Here is a 16,531-nt window from a genome sequence, read left to right on the forward strand (position 1 = left end):
TTAGACACCGCTAGCGATTGCGGTGTTTTTGTTTTTTTGGTATAAATTATTATGCTTAGTCCTTATTATATCGATAGAACAATTCACGTACATATTTCTAATATACCGAAATTGACTTAAATACCAGCAAAAGGTCTCTGATTAGAAAGACCTGCTGTTTATGCAGGTTCTACGCTCTTTGAAGTTGAGTCTTCGAGAGCTTTTTTTGTTTTTTTATATCTACATAACTTCATCGATTTTTTCCAATTCCTTCCGAGAAGGTTTAAATTCCTATTGCTTCAATGCAATAACCCAACCAACAGGGAAGGGCCCCTAATAGTCCCCTTAAACGCTAAAGCAAATAACTCTACTAAGTACTACTAAGTACCCTGTAGGTTTATATTCTTATAATCTACAAATGATAAGACCGATTAAATTAACTTTGTTGGAGTGAATTTGTTGGATTTGTTTTTTATCCTTTTGGCCCTTTTAGCGTGGCTTTTAAGCTTTATACTTTTCAAATTCGCATTTAAGATTGACAAGGAAACTCATAAAGATAAAAGTGTGCTTGATTATACTACCACCTTTTCTTTAAGTGACTGGTCAATAATCGGATTTATATTTGACATCATATTCAGTCTAACTATCGGAGTAATTTTGAAATACTCCCCTTGGTGGTTAGCAAAAACCTTAGTCTTGATTATTAGTGTATTCTTTTTTATTTTAGGAGTATTAGCTGTCTTTAAGATTTTCACTTAAGTTCGTCAATATTATTTTAACTAATATTCAGGGAAATTTGAGTTTATTTCTCACTTTTTGGAAATAATACCCTTCCAAGGAGGATAAACCATGATAAGTCGCCGTGACTTTTTAAAACTAGTTGTCAAAGGAGCCGTACTGGGCAACTTTTCCCAACTTATTACCCCTCCTCTTGCCAAAGCAGTAGCAGCAGGTGAGATACATAAGCTTCCCGTAGTCATGATTGAGACCGGCACCTGTACAGGAGACAGTATTTCCCTAGATAATATTTGGACGCCAACCTTTTCAGATATTCTCACCAACATACTTGATTGGCGTTATGATTGGATTATGAACCAAGTACAAGGTCAGGAGGCCTACGGCATTCTTCAAGAAACCTATGAAAAAATGCCCCAAGAATATATTCTTATCGTTCAAGGATCAATGATTCAACGTGATAACGGGCATTATAATCATGTTGGTTATGAAAACGGAAAGTTAATTACTGGCATTGAGCTTGTTCGCAGGATTGGGCTTAAAGCTAAATACGTTGTGGCCATTGGCAGCTGTGCTACCTATGGAGGCCCAGTTGCCGGTTATCCCAATCCTACTCAGTCAACCGGAGTTCAGGATATCCTACCCGAACGAAGGGTTATTAATGTTTCCGGGTGTCCGGCACATCCAGACTGGATCATGGGGACCTTACTCCATTTGGCCTTATACGGTGAACCAGAACTTGAAAAGTTTGGCCGTCCGAAGCTGTTTTATGGTGAAACCGTCCATAACCGCTGCCCTCGCAGGAGCTTTTATGACCAGGGAATTTTTGCGACGGCTATTGGGCAAAAGGAATGTCTTTTTCGTGTTGGCTGTAAAGGACCGGTTACTTATTCTGATTGCCCCATTCGACGTTGGAACGACCGCTTCAACTGGCCAATTGGATGTAATACACCATGTATTGGCTGTACCGAACCTGGTTATCCTGATCTAATGTCCCCATTCACATCTCATTTACCTGACATACCCTTTCCTGGAGGGACAAAGGTCAATACAGACTCTATCGGGCTTGGGGTTCTAGGATTAACCTCTGTAGCTATTACAGGGCATGTCGTAACCTCTCTTTACAAAGGGCGCATTCAGAAAAATTTACTTAAAACCTCTAGCAAAACTAATCATCGCCCTGCTCTGAAAAAGGCCCAAGGCTTTCACAAGTATTGGCTTAAAAAAACTAACAAAGTATAATTGGAGTGACTATTCTGGAGAAAAGAGTTATTTTTCCCATGAGCCGCATTCACAATCCAATGCTCGTTGAAGCGTGGCTCGACGGCGACGAAATCAAAGATGCCTACATTTCCGATACCCTATATCGAGGATTTGAGCAAATCCTTGTTGGTCGTTCAGCTTTTGACATGCCCTATTATACCCAACGCATTTGTGGAATTTGCTCTTCGGCTCATGCCCTGACAGCGGCACTAGCTGTTGAACAAGCCTTAGGAATGCATATTCCACCTAATGGACTCTTACTTCGAAATCTCATACTGGCTAGTGATTTTATCCAAAACCATCTCCGTCATATCTATCTATACTCATTTCCCGATTATTTCCGGGGACCCGATGTTGCTCCATTTATTCCCCATTCAGAGTTTGACCTACGACTATCCGCTAAGGAAGAAAGTAGTATGATAGAGCATTATTTTAAATCCTTTGAAATATCTCGAATTGCTCATTCGGCGTTTGCAGTTTTCGGAGGAAAGGCTCCCCATGGACATGGTATTGTTCTTGGTGGAGTTAGTATGGAAGTTGATGCTGATAAAGTAAACCGCTATCGAGGGTACATGATGGAAGTCCTTGGCTTTATTGACGACTTTCTGTTGCCCGATATTAATCTCATCAAAGAACGTTATCCCGACTATATTCAACTCGGTAAGGGTATCGGAAACTATATGTCCGTCGGTGGTTTCCCAAGTCCAGAAGGAAGCACCTTTTTTTCGCAAGGAGTCCTTCTCCAAGGTAAACGTGAGAGTTATGATGAACGTCATGTTACTGAAGATGTGACAAACGCTTGGTACAAACCCCATGGCCCCCTGCATCCAATGGAAGAGGATACAATACCGGATCGAAGTCAGGCGAAAGGTTATACCTGGGTCAAATCCCCTCGTTACCGCGGCCAACCCGTAGAAGTCGGCCCCTTAGCTCGGGCTATCATCAATAAGGAAGAAACCCTAGGCACCGGAACAATAGGGCGGATATGGGCACGGGCACTTGAATTAAAAAAACTGGCCAAATCTACGTTAGACTGGCTTAATCGCCTTGAACCCGGCGCAGAAACTCTTGACCTAAAAATGGAGCAAGACTCCGGGGTAGGGATCGGACTGCATGAAGCAATGAGGGGTTCGTTAGGACATTGGGTTTCTATTGAAAACTCTCGGGTTAAACATTATCAAATTGTTACACCTTCTGCCTTTAACTTTGGAGCACGTGATAATACGGGAACCCGTAGTGTAGGAGAGTCATCGATCCTAGGTTTAAAAATCAAATCCAAGGATCTAAAAGAGGTCGGCCGAGTAATTCGTTCCTTTGACCCCTGCTTTTCCTGTAGTGTCCACATAATCGACGGTGAAAATATTCGCACCTTAAAAATCCAAGTTTAAACTTGGTTCCGAGTCTTAGTACTAAAGTATTGTGTAAAATATCCCACTAAGATTTTCGGGTTTGATTATCTCACGATCTCACGCGAATATACACAAAGAAAGAGATGTATGTTATAAGGGTAAAGGTAATAACATGAAGCACTCTGTCAAACTAAGAAAGCCCCTCCTAAAACAAATCAAGGCTGATAATTTGAAGGGGAGTATTATCCAGTCACAGCCACTTTGGGTGAGAATCTTTCATTGGGGATTTGCAATAAGTCTAGTTGTGATAATTTCAACTGGCCTGCAGCTCCACAAACCTGCTCACTTTTTAGCCTTAAACTTCAGTAAAGTCTTAGTAGCACATATAGTTTTTAGCTGGTTTGCTTTAGGTTTTTTAGCCCTTCGTTTTACAGACGCCCTGATACGTAAAGATGATTCTCTAATTCCCAAAATTCGAGACCTAAAACATTTCCCCAAACTTATGGCCTATTACTTCTACCTTCGTTCTTCTCCTCCACCGGCTAGAAAATATAATAGCGGGCAATTATTAATCTACTTCAGCTGGTTTCTTGTTTTCTTATTAGCAAGTTTTCTCGGTTTAGCTTCCTATTGGCAAGGGGAACATCTTATCTGGGTTTGGCGTTTAGTAGGTGGTTTTCAGATGATCCGCTGGATTAAATTTATGATCAGTATCTACTTCTTAGCGACAATTCCTGTTCACATATACCTAAGTCTTACTGAAGATATCAGTCGTCTTCAAGCTATGGTCACTGGTTATGAAAGAAGGCCTCCTAAGAAAAACTAAAGTAAAAATTTTCCTCGAATAAAATGATACTTTTTGCTTTAACTTTGGGTATAATGGGGGGTAGAGTTTTATACATGAAAGGGACGATTCGCTTTGGCATTACATATTCATTTTGTCGGAATTAAAGGAACTGGAATGAGCGCTTTAGCTCAAATTAGCAATCAAATTGAAGGTGCAACTATAACAGGATCAGACGTAGAGGAAAGCTTTTATACAGATAGTGTTCTTAAACGTGCCAATATTCCGGTTTTAGGATTTTCTTCCGCCAATGTTGAGAACGTAGATTTAGTTGTCGCTTCCGCAGCTTATACTAATCAGCATCCGGAGATTGCTCGAGCCCTTGAGCTCAATATCCCAGTCTTAAGTTATCCCCAATATCTTGGGCGTTTACTCGCCAAAAAAAGAAGTATCTGCGTAACTGGTACCCACGGCAAAACCACGACAACAGCTATGATGGGACTTGTTTTGCTCCAAGCCGGACTAGACCCCACGATTGTTGTCGGTAGTGATGTCCCCAGTATCGGTGGAAATGCCCATAGCGGAAAAGGAGAATTCTTCTTAGCGGAATCTTGTGAATATCGACGTCATTTTCTCAATTATTCCCCGGAACATTTAATCATTACTAACATAGAATTTGATCACCCTGACTACTTCAAAGATCTTGACGATGTTATCTCTGCCTTTAGTGAATTAGCTCTAAAAGTACCTGCCCACGGACACATTTACGTTTGGGATGAGGATCCAAACCGAAAGTCTCTCAAGTCAGACGCACCAATAACAACCTTTGGGCTTTCAGAATCTGCCGATATTAGGGCCACAGAGATTATCTTTAAAGATGAGAAGAGTTCAATGAAAATCCTGTTTAAAGGACAATATGTTGGAGATCTTGATCTTCATGTCGCAGGAAAGCACAACATTGTTAATGCCTTAGCTACAATTGCCTTATGTCACCAGCTTGGCATTCCTATGAATGACATCCTATCAAGCCTAGGCCAATTCAATGGAACTAAACGTCGCTTTGAACACATTGGTTGCAACACAAATGGCGCATTAATTGTTGATGACTACGCTCATCATCCAACTGAAATCCGTACGACCCTAGAAGGCGCTCGACTTTCATTCCCTGATCGCCGTATTCGTGCTATTTTTCAGCCCCATACTTTTAGCCGAACAGAAAAACTCTTACTTGAATTCTCACAAGCTTTTCAGAGTGCAGACGAAGTTGTGATTGCCGACATTTTCGCATCCGCTCGAGAACTTGAACATCACACTGTATCTGCTCCAAATCTTGCCGAGATGATTTTGCAGCAAGGTATTCAAGCACGTTACATAGGAACTCTTGATGATATTAAACTCTATCTCAATCAGACTCTTGCCCCGGAGGATCTTGTCCTTACTTTAGGAGCGGGAGATATTTACAAAGTTGGTTTGGAAATAGTTAGTTAAGTATCTTAACTCGAAATAAGATAAAGCCTTTCACACACTAGTTCGATATGCCCCCCTAAAGGCAGCAGGTTTTCTAATAACCTGGTTACCTTAAGAAGCATATTAAATAAGTTTGTGAAAGGCCTTTTATTTTGTTTTAATGACTAACACTTTAAATTATGTATTCCTTTAACTATCTCTTCCCAGCTATGGCAACGGATAATCCCACCAGGAGTATCCTCTTGATTATAGCTGGCATCTAAAAGGAATACTGGCACTCCGCATTCTGCGATTAGTTTAGCATTTACATGATAATCCTCGATGAAAGCCTCGATTCCCCATTCCTTAACAAAACCTACTTTGCTGCCAAACCCCGAAAACAGGATATTTTTGTAGTAGATTTTATTATTAGCAAACCAACGTTCTGTTAGCCCCTTTTGCTCCTGTGTACGGGCAGTGACATAAATAATCTCATGTCCTTCTTGCAAAAGAGTTTCTATCCCCAATTTTGCACCGGGTATGGGCTTAGGCATCATGAGCAAGCGTTCGATGTTGGTCTCAAAAAAATTGTTCATATCCTCGGTAGTTACTTCAAAAGAAATATGCATATTATAATCGTCAAGGCACGGTATATTTTTGCCATAGTGACAGTTCAATTCCTGCAACCAGAAGGGGTAGCTGTCGGATACTACCCCATCAATATCTATTCCAATTCTCACTTTAATCTAACCTCTCAAGTTTAGGGAGTACGAAGCTTGGTGGCATTTGACGTTTGTGTTCGCTTTGGCGATGGAGTGACTCTATACGCTCTCGTACTTCAGGGGGAACCTCTTCACCAAGCAGATACCGATCTATCTGATCATAGGTAATTCCTAGTTCAGATTCATCTGTTTGACCCGGCCAAAGCCCCGCAGTTGGTACACGGGTAGCGATTCTCATGGGCAGGCCCAGCATCCTCGCCCATGCTCGAACCTCTGTTTTGGTAAGAGAACTAATCGGTAAGAGATCTACACCACCGTCACCGTATTTGGTAAAATACCCGGTATAGCTCTCAGGGGCATTATCTGTTCCTACAACTAAATAATTCATTGCGTTAGCCACTGCATACAAGGTGGACATACGCAACCGAGCCTTTAGATTTCCTTGGCTCATTTTTTCTGCGACTATGTTGCACCCTATACTTTCCAGGCCTTTCTTTACTTGTCCCATAACCTGTGTGTGGGCGCCACTTAGATTCACCTCTAAGGTTCTTATTTCAAAACCCTCGGCAATCCATAAAGCATCTTCAACATCTTCGGGATCTGAATGGCTTGGCATAATGACTCCTATGCATTTTCCGGGAAAAGCCTGACTACATAGACCAGTGACTACCGCTGAATCGACTCCTCCTGAGATGCCCACCACTACTCCCTCTGCCTTTGCTTCGGCAACTTTTGTGCGCAGCCATTCCACCGTTTGATCAATTCGTTGTGATAATTCTTCATCTGTCCACATTTTTTACTCCACTCCTTGCTTGCTTTTGATATCATTGTTAATCGTTAAGAGTAACTGTTGTTTTAATTCAAAGAGATTCGCTGATAAATCCACGATATAATTGTGTGGGTTCGTCAATCTCTTGACCTCATCCCAGAAGGTTTCTAATTCTTTATGGGCATAAAGTTGGATGTCCTTAAGCTTAGGTAAATCATAGACTCGTTTTCCATCTCTGAATATAGGAACTAATAGTTCCCTAGTTCTGAAATTGGTTAAAGTTTTTCTTTTCCACGTCTGTATTGGATCAAAAATTGTCAGCGCTTTTCCTTCTTCGAAAACTTCGTCTTCGAGGGCAATAAGATCAGCCATAGTTTTTCCAGCCCTATCGTAGAAACGCACCACTTTTTTAATTCCAGGGTTTGTTATCTTGGCGATATTTTCCGAGACCTTTAAACGAGGATGAAAGACACCCTGTTCCCCTTCTGCAGCTAACTTGTAAACCCCACCTAATGAAGGATTATCCTTAGATGTAATAAGATTTGTTCCGACACCCCAGGAATTAATTGCAGCCCCCTGTGCCCTTATTGCAAAGATAGTTTCTTCGTCTAAATCATTTGAAGCAACAATAATAGCCTTCTTCAGCCCGGCTTCATCAAGCATACGCCGGGCTTCTTTGGACAAATAGGTTAAATCACCACTGTCAAGACGAATGCCAAGAAAATGATGCCCCTCTGCTTCTAGTTCAAGCCCTACTTTGATCGCATTAGGGACACCGGATTTAAGAACATTATATGTATCCACAAGCAATAAACACATGTCAGGAAAAGTATGGGCATATGCTCGAAAGGCATCCAACTCTGACGGAAAGCATTGAATCCAACTATGGGCCTGTGTCCCTGCAACAGGGATGCCATAACGCTTGCCGGCTAAGACATTGGACGTGGACTGACATCCACCAATATAGGCGGCCCTGGCTCCTAGGATACCTGCATCCGGGCCTTGAGCCCTGCGCAAGCCAAATTCCATGACAGAGCCCCCACCGGCTGCGCTAACTACACGAGATGCTTTGGTGGCAATAAGTGTCTCAAAGTTAACAAGATTAAGTATGGTTGTCTCTAGAAGCTGAGTCTCAAAAATCCGTCCTTTAACTCGTATTAACGGTTCATAAGGAAAAACTGCAGTTCCCTCTGGAATGGCATCAATATCTCCCGTAAAACGGAAATTTTTCAGTTCCTTAATGAACTCTTCACTAAATATGTTCAGACTCCTCAAATAATCTAAATCATCTTCCTCAAAGCCTAGGTTTTCAATATAATCAACTACTTGTTCAAGCCCTGCCGCCAGAGCATACCCTCCGTTAAAAGGCAGGGAACGAAAGTAGACATCAAATACTGCCTCCTTATTCTGATAACCATTCACTAAATAACCCTGCATCATTGTAAGTTGATAAAGATCTGTTAGCATTGTTCGATTTTCCATTAATTATGCCTCGCTTTGTACTCTCACATAGTTCGATTATTTAAGCAATATATCTATTAGGATGCAAAAGTCTTAATAAAATCATGCGTGAGAATTTCGACCTCTATGCAAGATTTTCCTGCTTTAGACTAAAAATTAAGAAAACATGGTGAAAATCTTATATGTTGCGCCTATTTAAAAGTTAACCCTGAGCTCTCTATTAGACCTAAATGTCGGATTTTATCGAAACTCAAAAATACTTATCCACAGACTAAGTTGATTTGTCCACCGGATATCCCTAACTTATCCACCTATAATTACGGCGTATTTAGACTTTATCCACAGCTTTATCCACACTATACACAGTTATTTTTCTCATCCTGTTGAAAACCCGAGGTTTTTATCCTTGGATAATGCTTAGTACAAACTTCTCTAAAACCCTATACCCGTATCTTTATTCCAGATAAGGACAGAATTCCAAATTTAACTTTATTATCACCGAACATGCTCAACTAAATCATATTGCTCTTTTATTTTCGACATAATCTCTGATGTCCATGCAAAGTAACATAGGTTTAGTCAACTTATAGACTAAACCTATCCTAAATGTTTTCTTAAATTCTGTTTTAGACAATTCAGCTTTGAACATTCCATTGGCCTTCAGGGCTCGTAAGTGAACCCTTGGCCACTTACTCTACCAAAGCAACTCATCTAAAGCTTGTCTACTAAGCCTAATTCCCTCAAAAACCGTTTCTGGTGAGGGTCCTCCCGTAATTTTTCGTGCTCTGACACAATGCTCGATTCCAATGGAGCTAAATAAATCCTCTTCAAAGATTGGTGAGATTGCCTGATAATCACTTAAACTCAAGTCTTCAAGCCCAAGGCCTTCTTTGCTGCAATGCAAAACTATGCGTCCAACAAATTCATGGGCTTCTCGGAAGGGCACTCCCTTTTTAGCCATATAATCTGCGAGATCGGTAGCATTTGTAAAACCGCCTTTAGCCCCAAAGGCCATAATATCTCTATGTACTTGCATAGTTCTAAGCATAGGTTCTACTACCAATAAGCACTTTTGAATTGTATCCACAGCATCAAAGACAGCTTCCTTATCCTCTTGCATATCCTTGTTATACGCGAGGGGAAGCCCTTTCATAACTGTTAAAAGTGCTATCAAATCACCATAAACACGCCCGGTTTTTCCTCGCACTAATTCAGCAACATCTGGGTTTTTCTTTTGAGGCATAATACTGGACCCTGTTGAGTATCCATCATCCATCGAGATAAATTGGAATTCTCCGCTGGACCAAATGACAAGCTCCTCACATAATCTGCTCAAATGCATCATAAGAATGGAGGCATTAGCCAGAAATTCTAAAGCAAAATCTCGGTCGCTAACTCCATCAAGACTGTTTAATGTAACTCCATCCAATCCAAGTTCTGCAGCTACTTGCTCTCGATCAAGAGGAAAAGTCGTTCCTGCCATAGCTCCCGAACCAAGTGGAGATATGTTTAGCCGCTTTCGAGTATCCTTAAGTCGGCCAAGGTCTCGCAAAAACATTTGAACATAGGCCATTAAATGGTGGGCCAGAGTAATTGGCTGTGCCTTCTGTAAATGAGTATATCCTGGCATCCATGTTTCCAGATGCTCTTCGGATAGCTTGAGCAGAGTTTGAGTTAACTGAGCTAGTAAAGACTTTGTTTGGTCAATCTCACTTTTCAAAAAAAGTCTTAGATCCAAAGCCACCTGGTCATTCCGACTCCGTCCCGTGTGCAGCTTTTTTCCTACAGGTCCGATTCGCTCGGTTAATAGCTTTTCCACATTCATATGTATATCTTCTGCGCCAATTTCGAATTCCACTTTTCCGGCTTGAACATCTTCAAGAATCCCGTTTAATCCCTCGATTAATTGTGTTGCTTCCGCCTCGGAAATGACTCCTACCTTTCCAAGCATCCGAGCATGAGCTATGCTCCCTTGAATATCTTGTTTGTACAGTCGTTGATCAAAACGAATGGAAGAGTGGAAATCCTCCACTAATCCCTCAGTGCCTTTTTCAAAACGTCCGCCCCAAAGCTTCACGTTACATCTCCCTTTCATTACGATTGTCTATGGTTAATCTGACTACGAAAAGAAAGCGCCGGGTGCCGGCGCTTTTCTTCTCCTTATTTACGCAACCCTGATTCTTTTTCCATCAAGGCTCTTACCTTCAGAGGCAATCCGAAGAGATTAATGAAGCCTCCAGCATCTTTTTGATCATAGACACCGTCTTCTCCAAAGGTAGCAAAAGCCTCATTATAGAGGGAATAAGGTGACTTCACGCCTGCTAAGCTGCAATTACCTTTGTATAATTTAACTCGAACAGTACCTGTCGCATTTTTCTGGGTGACATTAACGAATGCATCTAAGGCTTCTCGCAAGGGAGAATACCAAACTCCGTCATAAACAATTTCTGCATATTTCAGAGCGATTTGTTCTTTATAGTGAAGGGTTAAACGATCAAGAGTAAGCCGTTCTAAGGCCTGGTGAGCCATGTAGAGAATGGTTCCGCCGGGTGTCTCGTAAACACCGCGGGATTTCATACCTACGAGTCGGTTTTCAACCATATCTACAATTCCGACTCCGTTTTTCCCGCCAAGTTCATTCAACGTTTCCAATAAAGCCACCGGAGCAATTTTCTCACCATTCAAGGATGTGGGTACTCCTTGCTCAAACCCTAATTCTAAGTAGGTTGGCTCATCTGGGGCATCTTCTGGGGATACTCCGAGGAGATATAAGTCACGTTGGGGTTCATTCCAGGGATTTTCCAAGTCTCCTCCCTCATGACTTAAATGCCAAATATTTCGGTCCATGCTATAAGGACGGTCTTTAGTGACTGGAACAGGGATTCCTCGAGCTTGAGCATAGTCAATGCAATCTTCACGGGACTTTAGATTCCATAACCGCCAAGGCGCAATAATCTCTAAGTCCGGATTAAGTGCTTTGACACTCAGTTCAAATCGAACCTGATCATTACCTTTTCCCGTTGCACCATGAGCAATTGCTACCGCGCCTTCCTTTTCCGCAATTTCCACTAACCGACGGGCAATTAACGGCCGGGCAAAGGATGTTCCTAAGAGATAACTTCCTTCATAGACAGCTCCCGCCTTAAGGGTCGGGAAAACAAACTCTGTCAAAAATTCCTGTCTCAGATCTTCAATGTATAGTTTGCTCGCACCACTTTTTATCGCCTTTTCCTGTAGGGGTGCCAGCTCTTCTCCTTGTCCAAGATCTGCGACCATAGCGATTACTTCATAACCATAGGTTTCTTTAAGCCAAGGAATAATAATGGAGGTGTCTAACCCACCAGAATACGCTAAAACAACTTTTTTCATTTCCAATCTCCCTCTTTATCCAGTTTTCAAGACTTGACCAACGTCGTCGCCTAGGTATCAGACGGATATGCAACCGTCTAAGTAATATTGTACCAAGGCAACATCGCCAATGGAGGCCTTTTGCTTAGCCTCCAGATTAGCACTTATACAGTTTACTAAGACAGCAGTACTGGATATTTATTGTGTATAGTATACTACTATACTTTTCAGATTACACGCAAGTCTAAAAAATACTCTACCTAAGATAATTCATCAAGCCATCACTAATGCCATAACGGCTTTCTGAGCGTGAAGACGATTTTCAGCTTCATCAAAGACAACCGATTGCGGTCCTTCAATGACATCCTCCGTAATCTCTTCTCCACGATGAGCAGGCAGACAATGTAAAACAATGGCTGACTGGTTCGCCAATTTCAGGGAGTCAGAATTGATCTGATAACCTTGGAAAGCTGCCATACGCACCTTGGACTCTGCTTCTTGACCCATACTTGCCCAAACGTCTGTGTATAGAACATCAGCACCTTTTACTGCCTCTGCTGGATCATCTACCACTTCTACTAAACCACCGTTGGCTTTAGCATCAGCCTGGGCCAGGGCAATAATCCCGGAATCCGGCTTGTAACCCTGAGGAGCAGCAATAACAACATGTAACCCCATTTTTGCGCCGCCAAACATTAGGGAATGGGACATATTGTTTCCATCGCCTACATAAGCAAGTTTTAATCCGGCTAAGCGGCCTTTATGCTCCTGTATCGTCATGAGATCTGCTAAGACCTGGCAAGGGTGAAGCAAATCTGTGAGTCCATTAATAATTGGAATTGAAGAGAATTCAGCCAATTCTAAGACTTCTTGATGGCTGAAGGTTCGAATCATAATTCCGTCAACCATTCGGGAAAGTACACGAGCTGTATCTGAGATAGGCTCTCCTCTGCCCAATTGGATATCTCGTCCGCTTAGAAAGAGAGCATGCCCTCCAAGCTGATACATACCGACCTCAAAAGAAACGCGAGTACGCGTAGACGACTTTGTAAAAACCATGCCCAGGGTCTTGCCCTGAAGAATCGGATGAGGGCGTCCGGCTTTTTGATCCGCTTTAATGTCTTTAGCTACGTCTAAGATAAAGCTTAATTCATCTTGACTAAAATCATGTAGGGAAATAAAGTCTCGTCCTTTAAATATTGATTTATCAATTGTATTCATTATACCCACTCCTTTGATGTGAATTATTATACACTTTAATGTATAATAATTCAATAGCCAAAATTAGATTTTCATTCTTTCATAGGTACCGTATAGTTTTAGGCAGGATATACAAGCTATTAGCGCGAAGATATTAAATCTTACGCATTGATTTGGTTATTTTGGAGGAATGATCTATGACTTGGCCAGACCGCATGAAATCAGCATGGGTAACGTTTAAGCGGGAAGCACTTCCCTTGTATGGCTGGACACTCATTTTCGTGGGAGTCTTCCTAGTCCTTATGATTGCAGTATCCTTTGGGATACTAAACCATTTAAACTGGGTTTTTCCTAATATTCATAATTTCCAAGGAGCGTATTCCTATTCTGCAGGAATGCCTGTTCCCGGGATGCCTCCTGTTGCAGACCCTTTTACTGAATCTTTTATTGATCCTTTCACAAATCCTTTTACTGATCCTTTTAGCCCACCATTCGAACTGCCCTTTTCCTACTTTGGAGGCATTGAAAATTTCTCTCGCTTTATTCCTTTTATCGAGAGTATTGTTGGCTCCCTTTTATTAATCCTGATTGTGATTTGGTTGGTTGGTGCAGCTTTTTATACTGGGATATCTAACTTAACTATGAAAGCTTATCGTGAGAAAGTAAGCTTTAGAGATTTCCGTTTTAGAGGTTTCTTCCGAATCCTCGGTTGGCAAGCTTTTGTCTTTTTGATCCAGTTGCTAATTGTAGTCTCCGGGTTGGTTGCCGTCTTTGTCTTAAGGCAGTCGGAATGGGCCCTCGTGAGTTTCCTTATTGCGTATGCTCTATTCCTACTAGTTATAGGTCTTTTTACATTGCCCTGGATTATTTCCTCAGGTATTTACCTTCTAGCTCACCCAGAGTTAAGTTTTCCAAAGGCACTTTCTCGAAGTTGGAGTTTCTTTCGCAAACACATGGGTACTCTCTGGGGATATTTAGGGACAGTTTTTTTAATTGAAATCGCCATTGAAATTCTTATTAGAATTTCCCATGGAACCGCTGGATTAGTCTACTTTGTAATTAGTCCATTCACAGTAGTATTAGCAATTGTTTGGGTTCTTTCACTCGAAGACGATGAGCGGGAAAGAGCTTGGCAAGTAAATCTACCTTATAACTCGATGAGCAGTCCCCTACCCCAGACTCCTAATGGTAATCCATCGATCACTGATGCAAAGGAAATGGACGCTTCTACGCCAAATCCCCCCAAACCTAAGCTTAACTTACAAAAGTCAGAGCACTTACCCTCTCTTACAGAGGATAATTCTCCGTTCTGCCCTTCCTGTGGAAAGCCTGATACTGGTACAGCATATTGCCCACAGTGCGGGAGAAAGCTCCATTAAACTTTCTTGATTTAACTAGCCTTATTTGTTTTATACAAGTAAAAAGCTCCTACTGAGATGAACTCCAGCAGGAGCTTTTAATATACTTTTAGTATACTATAATATTTCTAGATTTTGAACTCTTATTAATACCCTTCTTAAAATTAATGGATAGACTTTTTATAAATCACTTTTAAAGTTTACTCCTGATACTTGCTGATTCTCCGATTTGAAAGTTGACATGTAAACCAGATTTGTATAGGCTAATGATAGCAGAAATGAATGGTGATCATAATCAATATACAACACAGATTTTGAAACTACTACATTTATAAATTACTGCTTTCCCCATTTTTAAGTAACCAAATGGAGGTATAATGATGAAACAAATTAAAGAAACCGATTTGCCCGGTATTGGTAAGAAATTTCAACTTATGGCACGCAGCGGAGAGAAAATAGTCATAGTTGTACATGATGACGGACGAAGAGAGATTTATCACTTTTACCGCGAAGATCCTGATGATTCTATCTCCATGGTCACACTTGATGACGAAGAATCACGATGCATAGCGGCTATACTCGGGGGGATGACATATCGCCCCAAAGCGTTAGAGACTGTGGATATTGCCTTAGGGGATATGGTTATAGAGTGGCACAAAATCGAACCGGATGCCTATGCAATTGGCAAGACCATTAAAGATTTGTGTGTTCGGCAAGTTACGGGAGGAACGATTATTGCGATAGTTGACCTTGATCAGAATAAAACCGTCAATCCTGGTCCCGAGGCCTCATTCCGAGATGGCTCTACTGTAGTGATTATTGGTGATAAAAACCAAGTTAAAGCCTGTAAACATCTATTGTTACACGGGAGTATAAAATAATGGAGCATTTAATACTGGAGATTGGCCTAGCACTTGCTTTAGTTGCAGGCGCAGGACTTCTAGCCGGTAAACTCCGGATTTCTATCGTACCAATTCTAATTCTGACAGGCATGATCGTTGGCCCACAGGCGCCTCACATCGGCCCTTTAGACTTTAGATTTATCCAGAGTGCTTCATTAATTGAGTTCATGGGACGTTTAGGGGTTCTGTTCCTTCTGTTTTCCCTGGGGTTGGAGTTTTCCATAAAACGTCTTTTAACAGCTGGACCTTCTATCATTAGAAGCGGAACAATTTATATGGTTATAAATTTGTCCATAGCTATAATATTTCCTTTACTTCTGGGTTGGCCACTTAAGGAAATACTTGTTGTAGCAGGTATTATGACTATTTCCTCCAGCGCAATCGTGGCAAAAGTCATTGTTGATTTAAAGAGAGCAGCGAATGATGAAACTGAGATAATTTTAGGGTTGATGATGTTTCAAGATGTCTTTGTGGCTATTTATTTCTCGGTTGTTTCCGGACTGGTTCTTGCTGGTTCCACTTCCATTTCGGATATAATACTTAGTGCCTTGATGGCTCTTTTATTTATAGGTGGTTTTTTATTTTTGGGGCACAAGTTAGTTCCCAAGCTAGACCGGTGGTTGGACATTCCTTCAGATGAAACCTTTATGCTTGTAGTTTTTGCTATCTTAGTTTTAGTAGCTGGTTTTTCTGAAACTTTGCACATTGCTGAGGCCATAGGAGCTTTGCTCATTGGTCTTGTGCTGGCAGAAACGGAGCACTCCGAACGCATAGAACATTTAATTGTTTCATTCAGAGATTTCTTTGGGGCCCTTTTCTTCTTTAGTTTTGGTCTAAGCATCGACCCCTTTGCTTTGGGCGGGGCCGTTTGGCCGGCAGTCATTGCTGTTATTTTAACCCTCTTAGGAAATATTGTCTCTGGTGTTTGGGCAGGAAGAAAAGCTCGTCTTTCACACAGAGCGTCACTGAACATTGGTCTATCAATTATTTCGAGGGGTGAATTCTCTATCATTTTAGCTACCCTTGCGAAATCTGGCGGATTATTAGCTGCCTTGCAACCATTCGCTGCCTTGTATGTTCTCATCCTCGCCATTCTGGGACCTCTGTTAACGAAGGAATCCCGTTGGGTCTATAACAGGTTAAGGCCATTACTGAAATGGCCCCAAATTCCAGAAAGAAGAAAATCAAGAAAAAGTACAGGTCAATGAGCTAACG

Annotated in this window: 13 protein-coding genes; 7 read left to right on the forward strand and 6 right to left on the reverse strand. The window is 41.5% G+C overall.

What is annotated here, in order from left to right; all coding sequences use genetic code 11:
• Nucleotides 1–828 precede the first annotated feature (828 nt).
• From DP73_RS05775 to murC, 4 genes are all read left to right on the forward strand, one after another.
• Complete coding sequence (locus DP73_RS05775) at nt 829–1,956, forward strand: hydrogenase small subunit (RefSeq protein ID WP_034598157.1); 1,128 nt, start codon at nt 829–831, stop codon at nt 1,954–1,956.
• Between the two features lie 5 nt (nt 1,957–1,961).
• Complete coding sequence (locus DP73_RS05780) at nt 1,962–3,365, forward strand: nickel-dependent hydrogenase large subunit (protein ID WP_205623358.1); 1,404 nt, start codon at nt 1,962–1,964, stop codon at nt 3,363–3,365.
• A 133-nt stretch (nt 3,366–3,498) separates the two neighbouring features.
• On the forward strand, nt 3,499–4,152 hold the full coding sequence (locus DP73_RS05785; protein ID WP_034598159.1) for a cytochrome b/b6 domain-containing protein: 654 nt from the start codon (nt 3,499–3,501) through the stop codon (nt 4,150–4,152).
• Between the two features lie 93 nt (nt 4,153–4,245).
• Nucleotides 4,246–5,598: a UDP-N-acetylmuramate--L-alanine ligase gene (murC, locus tag DP73_RS05790; RefSeq protein ID WP_034598161.1), complete on the forward strand. Its 1,353-nt coding sequence runs from the start codon at nt 4,246–4,248 to the stop codon at nt 5,596–5,598.
• 143 nt (nt 5,599–5,741) lie between these two features.
• Here the strand turns inward: murC and DP73_RS05795 are convergent, their stop codons facing one another.
• The 6 genes from DP73_RS05795 to argF form a co-directional block, all read right to left on the reverse strand.
• Nucleotides 5,742–6,296: a hypothetical protein gene (locus tag DP73_RS05795; RefSeq protein ID WP_034598162.1), complete on the reverse strand. Its 555-nt coding sequence runs from the start codon at nt 6,294–6,296 to the stop codon at nt 5,742–5,744.
• A gap of 1 nt (nt 6,297) precedes the next feature.
• A complete protein-coding gene (gene nadE, locus DP73_RS05800) occupies nt 6,298–7,071 on the reverse strand; it encodes an NAD(+) synthase (RefSeq protein WP_034598163.1) in 774 nt (257 codons plus the stop codon).
• Nucleotides 7,072–7,074: 3 nt separating this feature from the next.
• Nucleotides 7,075–8,529 carry a nicotinate phosphoribosyltransferase gene (locus DP73_RS05805; protein WP_034598164.1) on the reverse strand — a complete coding sequence of 485 codons (1,455 nt, stop codon included), beginning with the start codon at nt 8,527–8,529 and terminating at the stop codon, nt 7,075–7,077.
• Between the two features lie 673 nt (nt 8,530–9,202).
• A complete protein-coding gene (gene argH, locus DP73_RS05810) occupies nt 9,203–10,585 on the reverse strand; it encodes an argininosuccinate lyase (RefSeq protein WP_034598165.1) in 1,383 nt (460 codons plus the stop codon).
• An 83-nt stretch (nt 10,586–10,668) separates the two neighbouring features.
• A complete protein-coding gene (locus DP73_RS05815; RefSeq protein WP_014901280.1) occupies nt 10,669–11,877 on the reverse strand; it encodes an argininosuccinate synthase in 1,209 nt (402 codons plus the stop codon).
• Nucleotides 11,878–12,129: 252 nt separating this feature from the next.
• A complete protein-coding gene (gene argF / locus DP73_RS05820; protein WP_034598166.1) occupies nt 12,130–13,077 on the reverse strand; it encodes an ornithine carbamoyltransferase in 948 nt (315 codons plus the stop codon).
• Nucleotides 13,078–13,253: 176 nt separating this feature from the next.
• Here argF and DP73_RS05825 point away from each other — a divergent pair, with 176 nt between their 5' ends.
• The 3 genes from DP73_RS05825 (at nt 13,254) to DP73_RS05835 (ending at nt 16,524) form a co-directional block, all read left to right on the forward strand.
• Nucleotides 13,254–14,435 (forward strand): zinc ribbon domain-containing protein, encoded by a 1,182-nt coding sequence (locus DP73_RS05825; RefSeq protein ID WP_034598169.1) that lies wholly within the window; start codon nt 13,254–13,256, stop codon nt 14,433–14,435.
• Nucleotides 14,436–14,794: 359 nt separating this feature from the next.
• On the forward strand, nt 14,795–15,295 hold the full coding sequence (locus DP73_RS05830; protein ID WP_034598179.1) for a cation:proton antiporter regulatory subunit: 501 nt from the start codon (nt 14,795–14,797) through the stop codon (nt 15,293–15,295).
• Nucleotides 15,295–16,524 carry a cation:proton antiporter gene (locus DP73_RS05835; RefSeq protein ID WP_034598181.1) on the forward strand — a complete coding sequence of 410 codons (1,230 nt, stop codon included), beginning with the start codon at nt 15,295–15,297 and terminating at the stop codon, nt 16,522–16,524. Before DP73_RS05830 ends, DP73_RS05835 begins: the two co-directional genes overlap by 1 nt.
• Nucleotides 16,525–16,531 lie beyond the last annotated feature (7 nt).

This window comes from Desulfosporosinus sp. HMP52 (genome assembly GCF_000765145.1).
Classification (GTDB): domain Bacteria; phylum Bacillota; class Desulfitobacteriia; order Desulfitobacteriales; family Desulfitobacteriaceae; genus Desulfosporosinus.

Coding starts and splice junctions, on each gene's coding strand:
- DP73_RS05775 (WP_034598157.1), top strand. CDS start 829: ATGATAAGTCGCCGTGACTTTTTAAAACTAGTTGTCAAAGGAGCCGTA.
- DP73_RS05785 (WP_034598159.1), top strand. CDS start 3,499: ATGAAGCACTCTGTCAAACTAAGAAAGCCCCTCCTAAAACAAATCAAG.
- nadE (WP_034598163.1), bottom strand. CDS start 7,071: ATGTGGACAGATGAAGAATTATCACAACGAATTGATCAAACGGTGGAA.
- DP73_RS05805 (WP_034598164.1), bottom strand. CDS start 8,529: ATGGAAAATCGAACAATGCTAACAGATCTTTATCAACTTACAATGATG.
- DP73_RS05815 (WP_014901280.1), bottom strand. CDS start 11,877: ATGAAAAAAGTTGTTTTAGCGTATTCTGGTGGGTTAGACACCTCCATT.
- argF (WP_034598166.1), bottom strand. CDS start 13,077: ATGAATACAATTGATAAATCAATATTTAAAGGACGAGACTTTATTTCC.
- DP73_RS05825 (WP_034598169.1), top strand. CDS start 13,254: ATGACTTGGCCAGACCGCATGAAATCAGCATGGGTAACGTTTAAGCGG.
- DP73_RS05830 (WP_034598179.1), top strand. CDS start 14,795: ATGAAACAAATTAAAGAAACCGATTTGCCCGGTATTGGTAAGAAATTT.
- DP73_RS05835 (WP_034598181.1), top strand. CDS start 15,295: ATGGAGCATTTAATACTGGAGATTGGCCTAGCACTTGCTTTAGTTGCA.